The 14,970-nt window shown below is 70.6% G+C and carries 15 protein-coding genes and 1 riboswitch; of the genes, 9 read left to right on the top strand and 6 right to left on the bottom strand.

From position 1 onward, the window contains the following. Positions 1–244 precede the first annotated feature (244 nt). The 3 genes from I5Q34_RS32215 (at position 245) to I5Q34_RS32205 (ending at position 2,842) form a co-directional block, all read left to right on the top strand. Positions 245–1,036 (top strand): aminotransferase class IV, encoded by a 792-nt coding sequence (locus I5Q34_RS32215; protein ID WP_199895977.1) that lies wholly within the window; start codon positions 245–247, stop codon positions 1,034–1,036. An 86-nt stretch (positions 1,037–1,122) separates the two neighbouring features. Next, a complete protein-coding gene (locus tag I5Q34_RS32210; RefSeq protein ID WP_199895976.1) occupies positions 1,123–1,479 on the top strand; it encodes an SH3 domain-containing protein in 357 nt (118 codons plus the stop codon). A 190-nt stretch (positions 1,480–1,669) separates the two neighbouring features. Then, on the top strand, positions 1,670–2,842 hold the full coding sequence (locus I5Q34_RS32205) for a hypothetical protein (protein ID WP_234429726.1): 1,173 nt from the start codon (positions 1,670–1,672) through the stop codon (positions 2,840–2,842). Positions 2,843–2,933: 91 nt separating this feature from the next. Here the strand turns inward: I5Q34_RS32205 and I5Q34_RS32200 are convergent, their stop codons facing one another. Next, positions 2,934–3,341, bottom strand: coding sequence for a DUF6193 family natural product biosynthesis protein (locus I5Q34_RS32200; protein ID WP_234429725.1), 408 nt, complete (start codon positions 3,339–3,341; stop codon positions 2,934–2,936). Positions 3,342–3,614: 273 nt separating this feature from the next. Between I5Q34_RS32200 and I5Q34_RS32195 the strand changes: the two genes are divergently transcribed. Next, complete coding sequence (locus tag I5Q34_RS32195; RefSeq protein WP_199895974.1) at positions 3,615–3,953, top strand: deoxyxylulose-5-phosphate synthase; 339 nt, start codon at positions 3,615–3,617, stop codon at positions 3,951–3,953. A gap of 297 nt (positions 3,954–4,250) precedes the next feature. Then, on the top strand, positions 4,251–5,027 hold the full coding sequence (locus I5Q34_RS32190; RefSeq protein WP_199895973.1) for a hypothetical protein: 777 nt from the start codon (positions 4,251–4,253) through the stop codon (positions 5,025–5,027). 51 nt (positions 5,028–5,078) lie between these two features. Here the strand turns inward: I5Q34_RS32190 and I5Q34_RS32185 are convergent, their stop codons facing one another. Both I5Q34_RS32185 and I5Q34_RS32180 read right to left on the bottom strand, forming a co-directional pair. Then, positions 5,079–5,795 carry a hypothetical protein gene (locus I5Q34_RS32185; RefSeq protein WP_199895972.1) on the bottom strand — a complete coding sequence of 239 codons (717 nt, stop codon included), beginning with the start codon at positions 5,793–5,795 and terminating at the stop codon, positions 5,079–5,081. A gap of 118 nt (positions 5,796–5,913) precedes the next feature. Beyond that, complete coding sequence (locus I5Q34_RS32180; protein WP_199895971.1) at positions 5,914–7,524, bottom strand: TROVE domain-containing protein; 1,611 nt, start codon at positions 7,522–7,524, stop codon at positions 5,914–5,916. 559 nt (positions 7,525–8,083) lie between these two features. Here I5Q34_RS32180 and I5Q34_RS32175 point away from each other — a divergent pair. Continuing rightward, complete coding sequence (locus I5Q34_RS32175; RefSeq protein ID WP_234429724.1) at positions 8,084–9,409, top strand: tetratricopeptide repeat protein; 1,326 nt, start codon at positions 8,084–8,086, stop codon at positions 9,407–9,409. On the opposite strand, the gene I5Q34_RS32170 is transcribed toward I5Q34_RS32175, so the two are convergent. Further along, on the bottom strand, positions 9,406–9,861 hold the full coding sequence (locus tag I5Q34_RS32170) for a Crp/Fnr family transcriptional regulator (protein ID WP_199895969.1): 456 nt from the start codon (positions 9,859–9,861) through the stop codon (positions 9,406–9,408). The two genes, I5Q34_RS32175 and I5Q34_RS32170, sit on opposite strands and share 4 nt — an antisense overlap. 124 nt (positions 9,862–9,985) lie before the next feature. Further along, entirely contained in the window at positions 9,986–10,375 is a 390-nt protein-coding gene (locus I5Q34_RS32165; protein WP_199895968.1) for a VOC family protein, read from the bottom strand. A gap of 351 nt (positions 10,376–10,726) precedes the next feature. Between I5Q34_RS32165 and I5Q34_RS32160 the strand changes: the two genes are divergently transcribed. The 3 genes from I5Q34_RS32160 (at position 10,727) to I5Q34_RS32150 (ending at position 14,701) form a co-directional block, all read left to right on the top strand. Beyond that, complete coding sequence (locus tag I5Q34_RS32160) at positions 10,727–11,803, top strand: HoxN/HupN/NixA family nickel/cobalt transporter (protein ID WP_374193084.1); 1,077 nt, start codon at positions 10,727–10,729, stop codon at positions 11,801–11,803. A 125-nt stretch (positions 11,804–11,928) separates the two neighbouring features. Beyond that, positions 11,929–12,069: riboswitch (cobalamin riboswitch) on the top strand. Positions 12,070–12,254: 185 nt separating this feature from the next. After that, a complete protein-coding gene (thiI, locus tag I5Q34_RS32155; RefSeq protein WP_234429723.1) occupies positions 12,255–13,544 on the top strand; it encodes a tRNA uracil 4-sulfurtransferase ThiI in 1,290 nt (429 codons plus the stop codon). Positions 13,545–13,627: 83 nt separating this feature from the next. After that, positions 13,628–14,701, top strand: a complete 1,074-nt coding sequence (locus tag I5Q34_RS32150) for a hypothetical protein (RefSeq protein ID WP_199895966.1) — start codon at positions 13,628–13,630, stop codon at positions 14,699–14,701. Here the strand turns inward: I5Q34_RS32150 and I5Q34_RS35300 are convergent. Next, positions 14,689–14,880, bottom strand: a complete 192-nt coding sequence (locus tag I5Q34_RS35300) for a hypothetical protein (protein ID WP_374193079.1) — start codon at positions 14,878–14,880, stop codon at positions 14,689–14,691. The genes I5Q34_RS32150 and I5Q34_RS35300 overlap by 13 nt on opposite strands. Positions 14,881–14,970: the final 90 nt, after the last annotated feature.

Below are 14,970 nucleotides of genomic sequence, written 5' to 3'. Positions count from 1 at the left end.
GAGGTAACTCGGGCGTGAGTCAACCTGGTTGGTGCGTGATCGAGTTTCTGTGGCAGCTGGGTTCGGCGGCGGCGCGGTGTCGGCAGACCAATGAGCCGGGCCGGGAACTCAGGGAATCACGAGGCGGCCTTCGGGAAGAATTTTCTGATTATCGCGCTCTGTGGGGTTTTGGCCGGAAAGGCGCGGTGTCGGCCCTCCACGCCTGCGTGTGATGAGGCCCGAGCGTCACATTAGGGTGGCCGCCATGGTTGATCTCTCCACCCCCTACGTGCAGGTCAACGGCCATGCCGCTGCGACCGACCCGATGTTCCCGACCTTGATGGGCGGCTACGGACACATGACCGCCATGCAGATCCGGGACGGCCGGGTGCGGGGGCTCGATCTCCATCTGGCCCGGCTGGACGCGGCCACGCGGGAGTTGTTCGGCGAGGGGCTGGACGGCGGGCTCGTACGGCAGCGCGTCCGGCAGGGTCTGGCCGGGGCCGGAACGCGTGACGCCTCGCTCCGGGTGTACGTCTACGCCCCCGACCCCGGCGCCGGGCCGGAGACCACGGTCGTGGTGCGGCCCCCCGTACCCGAGCCGTCCGCTCCGCAGAGCCTGCGCAGCGTCCCCTATCTGCGGCCCCAGGCCCACCTCAAGCACGTGGGGGTGTTCGGGCAGGCGTACCACCTCAGGCGGGTGGCCGCCGAAGGGTTCGACGAGGCGCTGCTGGTCGGGCCGGACGGCGCGGTGGCCGAGGGGGCCATCACCAATGTGGGGTTCCTGGACGGCGACACCGTGGTCTGGCCCGACGCCCCCGCGCTGGACGGCATCACCATGCTGCTGCTCCGGCGGGAACTGGAACGGACGGGCCTGCGGTGGCGGCAGCGGCGGGTAGCGCTGGGCGAAGTGGGCCGCTTCGACGCGGCGTTCGTCTCCAACTCCAACGGCATCGCCCCGGTTTCCCGGATCGACGACGTGCGCTTCGCCACCGAAGCGGAACTGCTGGGGCAGTTGGAGCGGCTTTACGCGCATGTGTCTTGGGATGTCGTCTGACGGCCTTCGGGCCACCTGCGCCGGGGCAGCATCTAAGGTGTTCGCGCGGCACCCGCCGCACCACAAGCATCATCAACGGAGGAACTGTGCGACGCATATCCCTCGCACTCACCACAGCCGCCCTCATCGGCAGCACCGCCGCCATCGCCGTCCCGGCCCAGGCCGCCACCGCGCCGGCCCCGCGGGCCGTCACCGCGGCCGCCAAGGAGTGCCACGCGGACAACGCCGCGATCTACACCGACGGCACCCGGCTGCGCGCCAAGGCGAGCTCGAAGAGCGCGGTCAAGGGCCAGCTGTACTTCAAGGACCCGATCCGCATCCTGAAGAAGTCCGGCAGCTGGGACTACGTCCAGCTGAAGGCGAAGAGCAGGGGCGGCCTGGCCAAGGGCACCCGCGGCTGGGTGGCCCACAAGAACATCATCCCGCCGTTCTGCGGCTTCTGAGCCGGTGCTCACGTGGCGACGCCTCCTTGGGAAGCGTCGCCGCTTCAGTTTTCCGCGCCGCCAGGGCCTTGTGGGCGTGGCCGGGGACAGGCGAGGCGCAGCAGGCTGGTCCTCTCCTGTTCACCGTATGCACGGGTTCCTACCTTGTCCTCACGTACACAGACCTGATGGAAGGCGACGTGGGGGGATCATGGGGAGAGCTCGACTGAAACAGATCACCTCCACCGGGGTACCGCTGGCCCTGTTGGTGATCGTCGCGGCGGGGTCGGACGCTGTGCTGCGGGGGCGAGGCCAAGGATGGAGCCTGTCGGACTGGCTGTCCAACGTCGTGCTGGGGGCCCTGGCCACCGTGATCGTCGGTATCCTCCTGGCCCGTCGTCAGACGCGTGTACAAGAGGCACTGGCGGATCTGGAGCTGACCGAGAAGATCGCTGCCCTCAGGGTCGCTGATGCCAGGCTGCGCGACCAGTGCACTTCGGAGGCGGCGCACCGTGCCGTACTGGATTGCCGGGCCGGGCTGGCGCTGGTGCCGCTGGCCCGGGTGCCGATGCAAGAGGAGTACCTGCGGGCAGCTGTCCGGATGGTGCGTGTACTCGGGGATGCGCTGGGGTCATCGCTGGAGCCGCGCGCAACGTGGTCGGACGCCGACTGGGAGTACCTGCGGGAGAACATGGAGGAACTCCTCAAGTCCGCGGAGCACAACCTGAAGGGGGCATCGGCCATGAGGCCGATTTGGATCGACGACATCAACTCATGTAAAGGCAGGATCCTCGAACTGGCCCAGGGAGAGGTCCTCTTCACCGTATTCCGTCGCCACTTCACCCAGAGCCAGAACCGTATCCGGACCTTGCTCGACTGGAACGCACTGGCCCGGCTCGCCCCGCCCAACGGCAACGCGGTATGGGTGGAGCACCTGACCCGCCAGGTCACCGATCCGGCTGCCCTGGCCTCGTACTTCACCGTCTGGTACACCCGCAGTGACGGAACCGAGACTGAATACGACCACCCCGAAGCACGTCCCATAAGTCTCGCCAGCCTGGCCGAGGGAACATCGTGCTACCTCGGCCGAGAGCGCCGGGACCGGATCAAGGATCTGCACCGCCACTACGCCGCAAAAGTCGAGGGCAAAGACATCAGAGTCCTGATCGCCACTTATCCGGTACGCGTCGAACCGTCTGCCCCGGACGCGCGGGAAGCCGTAGTGATCCTGGACGGCAACCACCGTCTCGCAGCACTGGTTCAACTTGCCCGCGAGGGATGCCCATTCACCATTGCGGAGTTCCGCCTGCACGCCCCCGCGGACCCGGCGTTCCTGCCGGACCTGAGCCACCACGTGCCCGACACCTTCGATGGGACACCCTAGCCAGGGCCCGCCTGCGAAGGCTGTTGCCGATCTCGATCCGGGCCGGCACTCCGGCAATTCGGCAGATTCTGTCGTGCCGCCGGGACTGTGCCTACCCGCCTTCCCGTGCCCTCTCGTAAGCAGCCAGTTCGTCCGGGCTGCCGACGAAGGCGGGGCCGCAATGTGGTGGCAGGCGCTCGACGACCGCCGCTACGGCGGCCTGTGCGCTGTCCGTCTCGACGATCCGCGGGTTGTTTCGACTCGGTCCTTCCACGTAGTACCGGCCGTTTCCCAGAGTGCCGATATAGGGGATGTCCCACGTGTAGCGGATCTCCGTGCACCTGCTGAAGTGCAGCTCCCACATACCGGTCCATGGGTAGAGCCGACGTAGCTGCGGCTCGGCGTACGCCACCCGTACCATCTCGGTGAAGAGACCCGGGAGCGGCGTGCCATGTGGCCGGGCGGACTCGCCGGCAGTGGTCAGGATCTTGTGCCAGGCGGCCTGGACGATGTCAGTCATCCTGCGATTGTGCAGGTCCTGCATCCCCGTCTTCAAAGATCACCTGCGGGAAGATCACGATGGGGTGCGTGGGGCGTGAACCGACCGGCCGTGAGTGGGTGTTGCTCGCTCCACCCGCACCCGGGTCGTGACCGCGGCATGCGGGGCGGGCGGTGGTAAGGGCTCCCAGGTGGGTCACCGGTGTGCGTTGACACCTGTCATGGGCTGGATGGATGCGGCTTCCGGGGTGCCAATTCGCTGGGCGTGGCGAAGGCCCGCCCATAGGCTCGTCCAGTGCCTCCTGCGAAGACCTCGTTCGTCTGCCTGCCCTGCCGCAGGTCGTACAAGCAGCGCTTTCCTGCTCCGTACGACGCCGACGAACGGAGTTGCCCGCGCTGTGGTGGGGCGTTGATCCATGTCGGGGCGGCATTCCAGCCACCGCCCAGGCGTGACAGGGCGGGCTGGCGGGTCCTGGCCGTCCTGCTCGATGCAGGGGTCCGTTTCCCCATGGGCTGCAGTACCGGCCCGGGCTACCGCCCCCGGACGATCGCCGAGGTGCGCGAGCGGATGGCCCATGCGCGGCGGATGGGCGAGCCGTTCGCCCGCGCGCTTGTCCGCGAGGAGCTTCCGTAGAAGGTCCTGTTGAGCCATTGCGAAGAACGTGCCGGGGGGTTCGCCGGTTTGTCGCCGGGGCGGTCATATGTCGGAGCGGGGTCACTCCGACGGGGCGTCGGGTAACCGCACCGAACGGTACGGCTTGACCTCAGCATTACCTTTGCTTTGTTGGAACTTTATGACAGAGTGTCCAGTCAAGGCGGCCGAATCCGCTTCAAATGCCGCCGAAGTCACCCGGTGTTCGAGTGCGGCCACTCTTGGGAATGCTGTGTCCGCACTCGCTGGTGAACATGAAATTCAACCAGTGGGAGTGCCATGTCTCGTAGCCGTCATGCAAAGCTGCTCGCCGCCACCGGCGGTGCACTCGTCCTGCCGTTTCTGGTGAGTTCCCCGGCGGTCGCCGCCCCGTCGCCGATCGTTGTGTACGACGCCAAGGCCCCGCAGAACACCGCCAAGGTCGGTGAGCTCATGAAGTCGTTCTGCGACCCCCAGCGTGCGGCCGGCGTCAATATCGGCGGTGACGGGGCGCTGCTCGTCGCCCCGAGCCCTTGGCAGATAGACCAGAAGGTGTTCCCAGCCACCGAAGGGCTCTGCGAGGTGAAGGTGGTCGGGTCGAAGAAGGCCGATCCGGACGTGGTCAAGGACCAATGGCGGAGGCTCTTCCAGTTCACCAACCGGGGTTCCACCGAGTCCACGGCGGTGAGCAACGAATCCGTCATGAACTCCAGAAAGCTCGGCTTCACCATCGGCCTGTCCGGAGACCGGAGCTGGTTCGAAAACCCCGTCAAGACGGCGCTGTCCGCCTCCTTCAATTACGAGGAGGTCTCGCAGACCACCAAGACGAAGGAAGTCCGTCACCCCGTCGCTCCCCGGACGCGGGCCACGGTGTACCAGGTGCCGGACGTCACCGAATACACGCTCCAGGTGAAGATAACCACCAAGCTCCGCAAGGGAGTCGAGCCCACCGCCGACAACACCGACGTGGGCGCCGACGGAAGATTCCGCTTCCGAATCGACAACTTGACGGTACGGGACGTCAACTTCAACGCGAACAGCCCCGTCTACGAGGCGGTCGAGGAGAAGCTGAGCTGATCAGCGCGGTGCGCTGCCGGTGGGCGGGGCGGCCGCCCACCGGCAGCGCACTCACCCCATGGAGCCGTCCGGACCCGGGACCGGCCAGGACGAGAACACCGGGACGATGCCCTTCGCGGCCTCCGCCAGCGGCGAGTTCGCCATCTTCGCGGTCCGCTCCACCGCCCCGTAGGCCCACCCGGCCAGCGACACGGCCAGGACCCGCAGCCCGTTGTGCCCGTAGGCCGCGGCCACCTCGTCAGCCACGCTCAGCGCCTCCTCCGGGACGTCGTGGTCGCCGCCGTCCGTGAGCCGGGACATCAGCCGCACGACGTGGTGCGCCGCGAACGACTCCAGGAACGACAGCTGCATGCGCTCCAGGCACCAGGCCCGCAGCTCGGCCCGTTCGTCCTCCGCTGCCTCTTCTTCCGAAGGAGCCTCCGGCCCCGCCCCGTCCCTCCGCGCCGCGGCGGCCATGAGCTCCGTCTGGTAGAAGTCGACGAGCTGTTCCGGGCTATGTCCCGTGATATCGGCGAAGTCGTGACTGACCCCGATGAGCATGTTCGCCAGGGCCAGGGCGAAGGCCCGCAACCCGTCCGAGCCCAGCTGCGCCTCGATGCCCATGACCGTCCCCAGGCTCAACACGGGCACCACCGCCGGCTCTTCCACCGCGAGCCCCGCGCGCATCAGCTCGAGCACGGTGCCCTGAGCCTCCGCCTTGAGCGGCTTCAACCGCCTCTGCTCGGCTTGCACGACGCGCACCTGCTCCTCACGCTCCTTGCCGGCCACGCTCATTCCCCTTCCGCTTGCGCACGCTGCCGGTGCGCACCGTACGGGTTGCGGCCGGTGCAGGAGAGGCGTTCGCGCATTCCGCCGTAATCCGCAGGGGACGATCAAGGCATCACGATCAACTCTCCCAGGGCCAGCGGGCGTCCCGGCCGCTCTCCAGCAGCGGCACCATGCGGAACGCCGCGTCGGTCAGCCCGCCGAACGTGTGCCGCTCGGCGGATCCCGACGGGCCGTGCCCGGGCCGGTAACCGGCGAGATTCCACGTGTACACCGGGACGTGGGCCGGAACCTGCTCCGTGGGGTCGCCCGCGTAGTGGTGGACGGCCTGTTCGTCGGTGACGATCAGGACCCGGTCGTGACCGCGGTAGTGCCGGCGCACCGCCTCCGTGGTGTCGGTGCCGCCGAGGCTCCCGAACCGTTCCAGCACCTTGAGCACCGACTCGCCCCGGCGGAAGGCCACGGGCGCGCTGCCGGTCCCGAACTGGACGAGATCGGCGTCGGCCGCGCGCAGCGCCACGGCCGTGCCGAACACCGCCGCCGCGTCGGCACGGTCGAGCTGCGAACGGGCGGACAGCGGCGACCACATGGAGCCGGAGCGGTCGACCAGGACCAGGGTCCGCCCGGGCAGCGCGGGCACGTTCGCCAGGGAGTGACCAAGCGCCCGCTCCAGCGGGTGGGCCCAGCGCAGCGAGGGCGCGTGCCGGTACGCGGACAGATACCGGAAGGGGAACTGCCGGGACCGCGCGACCTCTTCCGCGTCCGCGATCCGCGCGGCCACGTGCCGCGCGGCCACGTGCCGCGCGGCCACGTGCCGCGCGGCCTCGTCGGAGACGCCGGCCTCGTCGAAGTTCCGCAGGTTGCGGACTAGGGCCATGGTGCCCATGGAGGGGATGACGGCCTCCCAGGCCGCCGCGTCCATCGGGCCCTGCAGCCACCCCGCCAGCGCCTCCCAGGTCATGCCCGCCTCGGCCAGGCGCCCGGCGCCGCCGGGACCGGTGACCAGGGCGCGGCGTTCCGCGACGGGGACGGCCATCAGCGCGTGGTGCGCGGTGAGGACGCGGTCCGAGGCGAGCGGCCGGGCGGAATCCGGGTTGTGCCGGCGGTCCAGGGCGTACCGGAACAGGTCGCCCTGCCACGGCTTGCCGGGGTCGGGCGTGGGGTGGACGAGATTGAGGACGTCACCGAAGCGGTAACCGCGGGAAGCGGTGTCGTACTTGAGGAGGTTGCGGCCGGTGTACAGGCGCCGCAGGGCATCGGCGATGCCCCGCTTGACCGGCTTCGGCACGTTCCGCCCGTACATCGAGGTCCAGTAGGCCAGCAACTCGCCGGGCTCGTCGGCGCGGCGCAGCACGGAGTCGACGACCTGGCGGTTGGACGGGCCGTCCGTGGCACCGGCGTCGAGCCGGGCCCTGACGTACTCGACGGCGCCCACCAGGGAGGCGGTGCGCATCTGCCCGTCGCCGCGCAGCCACCCGAGGAGACCGGCGGTCCACGCGGCGTCCTCGACGGCGAGCCTGCGCACGAGCGCGGCGAAGCGGTCGTCGCGGGCGGCACCGTCCTCGTGAAAGGTCTGCTGGGAAACGAAGTCGGCGACCGCGAGCAGGAACAGCTCGGAGCGGGCGTCCCGCGCGTACCCCTTGCCGCCGAGGTGGGTACGGGTGCGCCCGGCCGTGGTCACGGGCGAGGCGGGAGCCGCCGCCCTGCTCGTGCGGACGTTGAAGCGTGCCATGTGAATTCCCCCCGAATCCATCGAGGGAAGCACGGCGGAGGACGTCCGAGATCAGGGGTCGGCGACGGTACACAATGTCAGCCGCTCTTCCTGACCGAGCTGCACCAGCCTGTGGCCGGGACGGGATTCGAACCCGCGACCTGCTGATCCCCGAAGTAACCGTCACCTGCGCCCCGGACGCCCCGGTGCCGCGCCTCCCGAGCTCAAGTCGGCCACGGCATGGGATTCGATCATTAGCGAAGCAGCCGTGGCCCGCGCACCGGGAGGTGCGTGAAGCATGCGTCCAGAGATCGAGGCGGCGGAACCGACATGGCGCTCTGGCCTGCTGAGCTACACCGGCCTGTGTGCCGGCGGCGGGATTCGAACCCGCGACCTCCCGATGAAGAGTCGAAGTAGGTCCTGCCTTCGCACCTGGACGACCGTCACTCTAGGAGAGCGGACGTCCGCGCCGCCAAGGGTTTTCCCACGGTGTCCGTCGCCCCGCCCCGGGGAAGGGATCCCTCCGCACGCGGCGACCCGGCGGGAGGACACAGTGGTTACGGACCGGCACGCCCACACGATGACGCACACCGGTGCCGATGCCGTGCGGCACTACGAGCAGGCCCTCGACAGTCTCCTCTTCTTCCGTGAGGAAGCCGCCGCGCAGGTCGAAGCGGTCCTCGGCGCCGCGCCCCGGTCCGCCATGGGCCACGTCTTCCGGGCGTACCTCGGGCTGCTGGGCACGGAGGAGAAGGACGCGGCCGCGGCGGCCACGGCGTTCGAGGCGTACCGGCGGGACGTGCCCGTGGCCGGTCTGTCCCCGCGCGAGCGCATGCACGTCGAGGCGGCCTCCACCTGGCTGGGCGGCGACATGCACGGGGCCGGCCGCCTCCTGGCCGAGCTCGTCGTGGCGCACCCGAGGGACGCCCTCGCCCTCGCGGTCGGCCACCAGATCGACTTCTTCACCGGTGACGCCGTACTGCTGCGCGATCGCATCGGCGGCGCGCTGAACGCCTGGGACCGGGAGGATCCGCACTTCGGCCTGCTCCAGGGCATGTACGCGTTCGGCCTGGAGGAGGCCGGGCACTACACGCTGGCCGAGGGCGTGGGGCTGGAGGCCGTGGAGCGCAACCCGCGCGACGTGTGGGGCATCCACGCCGTCGTGCACGCCTACGAGATGCAGGGCCGGCACGAGGACGGCATCCGCTACCTCGACGCCCGCGCGGACGACTGGTCGACCGGCAACTACCTGAACGTGCACAACTGGTGGCACTACGCCCTGTACCTCCTGGAGACGGGCCGCACGGACAAGGTCCTGGCCGTCTACGACGCCGCCCTGCACCACGAAGGATCGGGCGGCGCGGCGATGGAACTCCTGGACGCCGCCTCGCTGTTGTGGCGGCTCCACCTGGCGGGCGCGGACACCGGCGGCCGCTGGCCCGCGCTGGCGGACGCCTGGGCACGGCGGGACGACGGCGCGTACTACGCCTTCAACGACGCCCACGCCGTCATGGCCTACGTCGGGGCGGACCGCGTCTTCGACGCCGAGCGGCTCATCCGCGACCGGGAGGCCTGGCTGCGGGACGCGGGCCCCGGCCGGCCGGGGCACTCCAACGTCCCGATGACCGCCGAGATCGGCCTGCCGGTGTGCCGGGCGCTCGTGGCGTACGGGCAGCGGCGGTACGCCGACGCGGTCGGTCTGCTGCTTCCCCTGCGGCACCGCTTCCAGACGTTCGGCGGCAGCCACGCCCAGCGGGACGCGCTGCAGAGGACCCTCGTCGAGGCGGCCCTGCACGCCGGACGGCACGACCTGGCCCGCACGCTGCTGAGCGAACGCATCAACCTGCGCGCCCGGTGCCCGTACAACCAGGACGCCTGGGCCCGGCTCGCCCGGGGGACGCGCTAGGCCCGCGGCGGGCCGCTCCCGGCCGGTCCGTACAGGTCCAGGAGCCGGGTGCGGGCGGCCCGCAGGCGCTTGCCGATGGTCTCGGCCACGTACAGGAGCAGCGCGTGGTCGAGCTCGCGGTCGTGTGCGCACAGCTCGCGGACCTTCTCGGCGTCGAACTCCCAGGCGCGCACGGGGCCGGTGGCCTCGGCGCCCAGGTGCCACTGGCGGGGCGCGAACAACCAGGACCAGCCGAGCAGTTCGCCGGTGCCGACGGTCTCGATGACGGCGGGGCGGCGGCCGGGGACGTGCAGGTCGAGGGCGACGGTTCCGGTGTGCAGGATCCAGAACCGGTCGGCGTGGCCGCCCTCCTCGAAGATACGGGTCCCGATGGGGAACGACACCTCGCGGGCGGTGGCCAGCAGCGCCTCGCGGCGGCCCTCGGGGAGGACCGCGAAGACACCGGTTGCCATGGCCGCTCCTGGGCGTCGCAGGGGTGTCCTTACAGCGTGACGACGGCGTCCCGGGCGCGCATCCCGAGTGTGGCGGGAGGGTGTCGCGGGCGTGCTTTTCCGGGTTATCCGCCGGGTTGCTCGCCTACTCGCCGGGTTGCTCGCCCGGAGTGGCGGAGTCCGCCCGGAGCGAGTGGGCCACCTCGTGGCGCGGTTCGTACAGCCGGAGTTCGCCGCCGCCCGGCAGGCGCAGCGTGGTCAGCAGCCCCCACCCCTCCTCGGTGACCGGGCGGCTGAACTCCACGCCCCTGGACTCCAGTTCGGCGACGGTGGACGCGATGTCGTCGCACATCAGGAACAGCTCGTGGGCGCCGGGCTCGTCCGAGGGGTGCACGGCCACCTCCGCCGGCGGCAGCCGGAAGATCAGCCAGCCGCCGCCCGCGTCGACGTGCGGATACCCCAGGACGTCCCGGAAGAAGGCCCGGTCCGCCTCGGCGTCCCGGCTGAAGACGACGACGTGAGCACCATTGATCATGACCGTGCCCTTCCGCGCGGTGCCGGCGGGCGCGCGACGGGTGCCGTGCAGCGACGCCCGGCCCGCCCTTCCGGCATCATCACACACGGCGTCGCGGGGCGCCCGGGCTGATGAGCCGCAGCCGCGGGACCGACGCGTTGTGCCGACCGCGGCAGGCGCGCACGGCCGCCCGCGCGCCCGCCCCCGCACCGCGCTCCCACGCCCACTTGCATAGGTATTGCAGGTGGTAATCGGCCGCGCCTACGGTGTGCCCTCCCTGGTACGCCGAAGGAAGGGAAACCTGCGATGACCACTGGTTCTTCCACTGTCACGGGCATACGGCCGTCCCGCTGGCGGCGTGCATCGGGGGCGATTTCCCGCCATGAGTGGCGGCGGCTGGGCGGCATGGCCGCCGTCATCGTCGCGCTGCACGTCGTCGGCTGGATCACGCTCGTCGCGTTCGTGGCCCCCGAGCACTACAGCCTGGGCACGCAGACCTTCGGGATCGGCATCGGGGTGACCGCCTACACGCTCGGTCTGAGGCACGCCTTCGACGCCGACCACATCGCGGCGATCGACAACACCACCCGCAAGCTCATGTACTCCGGCCGGCGGCCGCTGTCGGTCGGATTCTGGTTCTCCCTCGGCCACTCCAGCGTGGTGTTCGGGCTGGCCTTCCTGCTCTCGCTCGGCATCAGGCAACTGGCGGGGCCGGTGGAGGACGACGGTTCCGAGCTGCACGAGGTCACCGGCTGGATCGGCACCACCGTCTCCGGCGCCTTCCTCTACGCGATCGCGATCATCAACATCGTGATCCTGGCCGGGATCTGGAAGGTCTTCCGGCGGATGCGTGCGGGCCACTTCGACGAGGCCGAGCTCGAGCGACAGCTCGACAACCGCGGCTTCATGAACCGGCTGCTGGGCCGCGTGATGAAGTCGATCACCCGGCCCTGGCAGATGTACCCGCTGGGCCTGCTGTTCGGCCTGGGCTTCGACACCGCCACCGAGGTCGCCCTGCTCGTGCTGGCCGGTTCGGGCGCCGCCTCCGGCCTGCCCTGGTACGCGATCCTGTGCCTGCCCGTGCTGTTCGCCGCGGGCATGACGCTGCTGGACACCATCGACGGCACGTTCATGAACTTCGCCTACGGCTGGGCCTTCTCCAAGCCCGTCCGCAAGGTCTACTACAACCTCACCGTCACCGGCCTGTCCGTCGCCGTCGCCCTGATCATCGGCACGGTCGAGCTCCTGGGCCTGCTCGCCGAGAAGTCCGACCTCCACGGGCCGTTCTGGGACTGGATCGGCGGCCTCGACCTGAACACCGTGGGCTTCGTCATCGTCGGGCTGTTCCTGGCGACCTGGATCCTCGCCCTGGTCGTGTGGAAGGCCGCCCGCATCGAGGAGAAGTGGAGCGAGCACGTCCCCGCGGAGCGCGTGGGCGTCGGCGACTGACGCGCCGGGGCGGCTCCGGCGGGCGGGTCCCCGGAGCCGCCACCCGGGCTGCCCTCCGCTCCCGCCTGTGCTTAACCTGGAGGATGCAGCTGGTTCGCCCCCGTCCGCCAGACGGGACGCGTCGCAAGAGGGAACCCGGTGGGAATCCGGGACTGCCCCGCAGCGGTGAGCGGGAACGACCGCCGTCATCGAGCACTGGGTCCGCACGGGCCCCGGGAAGCGACGGCCAGTAGGACCACGGAAGGCGCCCGCGAGTCCGAAGACCTGCCGCTGCCCGCGCGTGGCGGTCACGCGCGGCCCGACCGGCGGCCCCGAGGGAGGGCGACGCGGGGACGCGCCGGCACGCACCCAGGTGCGCCGGGCCCTTCGCGCCCGCCCGGGGTCCGCGACGCGACGCGCGAAGGAGAGTTCCGTGCCGTGGCAGCCGACTGCCCCGACCGGAGGATCGTCCATGACGGCCGGATCGTCCATGACGACCGGAGGATCGTCCCGAGCCTCCCTGCCCGCCCCCTGCGTCCTCCTCAAGCCCGGCGAGGCGTTCCTCAAGGGCCGCAACCGGGAGCGGTTCGAGCAGCGGTTGCAGGACAACCTGCGGTACGCCCTGCGCGGTGTCGGCGGCTCCACCTGGATCAAGACCACCCAGAGCGTGACCGTCCTCGGCGGCGAGGTCCCCGTCGAGGAGCTGGTGGAACGGGCCCGGAGGGTCATCGGGTTCAGCGCCGTGGAACCCGCGGTCCGGGTGCCCAGTACGGTCGAGGACATCGCCGCGACGGTGCTCGGCGCCCTGGACGGGCTGCGGGCCGAACGCCCCGGCCTCACCTTCGCGGTCCGCGCCCGCCGCCGGGACAAGGACTTCCCGCTGACCTCCACCCAGCTCGAACGGCACGTCGGAGGCGTCGTCCACGAGACCCTCGGCCTGCCGGTCGACCTCCGTAACCCCGGCGTCCGCGTCTCCGTCGAAGTCGGCAGGCACGAGACCTACCTGTCGTGGGAGCGCCACAAAGGACAGGGCGGCCTGCCCGTCGGGACCAGCGGCCGCGCCCTCGTCCTGCTCTCCGGGGGCTACGACTCGCCCGTGGCCGCCTACCGGGCCATGCGCCGCGGACTGCGCTGCGACTTCGTCCACTTCACCGGCGCCCCCTACACCAACGCCGCCTCCGTCTACAAGGCGTACGCCCTCGCCCGCGAGCTCAACCGCTACCAGCCGGGGGGCCGGCTGCACGTCATCGCCCTGGGGACGGCCCAGAAGCAGCTGGCGATCGCGGGCGCCGGGAAGTTCCAGGTGGTCGCCCAGCGGCGGTTGATGATCCGTACGGCCGGCGCCCTGGCCCGGCAGACCGGGGCCGAGGCCCTCGTCACCGGCGACAGCCTCGGCCAGGTCGCCAGCCAGACCCTCACCAACATGGCGACCATCGACGAAGCGGCCTCCCTGCCCGTCCTCCGCCCGCTGCTGGGCTGGGAGAAGCAGGAGATCATCGACGAGGCCCACACCATCGGCACCGCCGGCATCTCCGTCCTCCCCGACGAGGACTGCTGCAAGCTCCTGGCCCCCGAACGCGTCACCACCCGGGCCTACGTCCCCGACGTGCAGAGGGTGGAGAAGCGGCTCGACATGGACGAGGTCATCGAGGGGCTGCTGCGCGGGGCGCAGTGCCTGCGGCCGGGGGCGGACGACGCCGCGACGGGCCTCGCGGCCGCGGCGGACGGCGCGTGCGGCGTCCAGGCGGTGCCCTCCCGGTGAGTGTTCCCTGGGTACACCTACTCAGCTCCGGTTGAGCACGTCACCCCTGTCGACGAGCAGGCCCCATGGCGTGGAATCGCCTCATGAAGACAAGCACGCCCCAGGAGCCGACCGCCGCCACCCCGACCGCAGGGGTGAGTCGCAAGGTGGTGGTGCGGCGGTGGCTCATCGGCCTGGCCGCGGCCGCGGCGATCTTCTGGGCGTGCTCCGCGGTGTCCGGCTTCTTCGAGAACCTCGGGGGCGGCCCGATACGTTCCGCGGCGGACTACCGCGAGCAGGACATCAAGACCCGGGAGGCCGGAAGGCGGGCCATCGGTGGCCTTCGGCCGGGCGCCGGTAACGCCGACTGGATGACGGAGGAAGGCAGCACCTCGTGCGTCGACGACCTGGGCTTCGACGGTGACGACGTGAGCAGGAAGCAGCCCCGCTACGAGTGGAATCTCCGCTACGCCGGCAAGGCCGAATACCTGGCCGACCTGGGCAGGCTCCGCGCCGCCTGGGGGCGCCGCGGCTGGAAGACCGAGGACAAGCCGGCGCCCGAGCCCGTGAACCCCGACCGCCCGACACTGCGATGGCCCGGCATCCGGACCACCGACGACCATGGCGTCACCGTCGCCGTCGGCATCGACCGGTACACGGGCAAGCCCGTTCTGTCGGCCGACGGCGGCTGCGTCCGCTACCGGAAGGACGACGGGGTCGCCGCACGCGAACGCACGGGCGCGGCCGGAGGCAAGTCCCCGGCCCGGAAGGGGACCGTCACCTACGACGACGGCGTCGAGGTCTCCATGGGCCCCGCCCGGCCCTTCACTCCGGCCCCGGGAGGCACCGACGCACCGGCCGCGCACACCTACCGCGTGCCCGTCACCGTCACGAACCGCAGCGGCGCTCCGGTGGACCTGCGCAGCCACGACATCGGGAGCTACGCGGATGCGAAGTCGGGCCTCAGAAGGCTCACCGGCTACCCGGCGGAGCTCGGCGCGGGCGGACCGCACCGGGTGCCGGAGGGCGAGTCGATGCGCGTGGAGTACGTGTTCACGGCGGAAACCGAACCCTCGCATCTGGAACTCGCGTACGGCCCCGGCGAGTTTCACACGTCCTGCACGTGGAGGCTCTCCGTCCCCTGGACGAGTAGTTCCGATGTGGCTCAGTGGTCGTAGGCGATCAGTGACCTGGTAATCGGTGCGCCGATGAGGCGGTTGTGCCAGATTGCGCAGGTCACCGCCAGGATCCGCTGGGCTGCACGGACGCCGACGCCCTCGATGGTGCGGCCGCCGTGCTGTTCGAGGTCGAGCTGGCCCTTGAGGGTGTTGTTGACCGACTCGATCGGCCGGCGCACGGTCTTGAGCAGGACTTCCCGGCCCGTGGCGGGGTGCCGCGGTGGCGGTAGGAGGGGCGCAGCAGGCCGACGCCGCGGGCGGCGAGGAAG

It is taken from the genome of Streptomyces sp. AV19 (assembly GCF_015999245.1).
GTDB lineage: Bacteria > Actinomycetota > Actinomycetes > Streptomycetales > Streptomycetaceae > Streptomyces.
The sequence above is the reverse complement of the archived record's forward strand: the minus strand, read 5'-3'. Positions and strand labels throughout refer to the sequence as shown.

Bases quoted from the DNA above. Each gene is read 5' to 3' on its own strand.
- I5Q34_RS32175 (WP_234429724.1), top strand. From the start codon at position 8,084: ATGACGCACACCGGTGCCGATGCCGTGCGGCACTACGAGCAGGCCCTC.
- I5Q34_RS32205 (WP_234429726.1), top strand. From the start codon at position 1,670: ATGGGGAGAGCTCGACTGAAACAGATCACCTCCACCGGGGTACCGCTG.
- I5Q34_RS32150 (WP_199895966.1), top strand. From the start codon at position 13,628: ATGAAGACAAGCACGCCCCAGGAGCCGACCGCCGCCACCCCGACCGCA.
- I5Q34_RS32190 (WP_199895973.1), top strand. From the start codon at position 4,251: ATGTCTCGTAGCCGTCATGCAAAGCTGCTCGCCGCCACCGGCGGTGCA.
- thiI (WP_234429723.1), top strand. From the start codon at position 12,255: ATGACGGCCGGATCGTCCATGACGACCGGAGGATCGTCCCGAGCCTCC.
- I5Q34_RS32165 (WP_199895968.1), bottom strand. From the start codon at position 10,375: ATGATCAATGGTGCTCACGTCGTCGTCTTCAGCCGGGACGCCGAGGCG.
- I5Q34_RS32200 (WP_234429725.1), bottom strand. From the start codon at position 3,341: ATGACTGACATCGTCCAGGCCGCCTGGCACAAGATCCTGACCACTGCC.
- I5Q34_RS32215 (WP_199895977.1), top strand. From the start codon at position 245: ATGGTTGATCTCTCCACCCCCTACGTGCAGGTCAACGGCCATGCCGCT.
- I5Q34_RS32180 (WP_199895971.1), bottom strand. From the start codon at position 7,524: ATGGCACGCTTCAACGTCCGCACGAGCAGGGCGGCGGCTCCCGCCTCG.
- I5Q34_RS32170 (WP_199895969.1), bottom strand. From the start codon at position 9,861: ATGGCAACCGGTGTCTTCGCGGTCCTCCCCGAGGGCCGCCGCGAGGCG.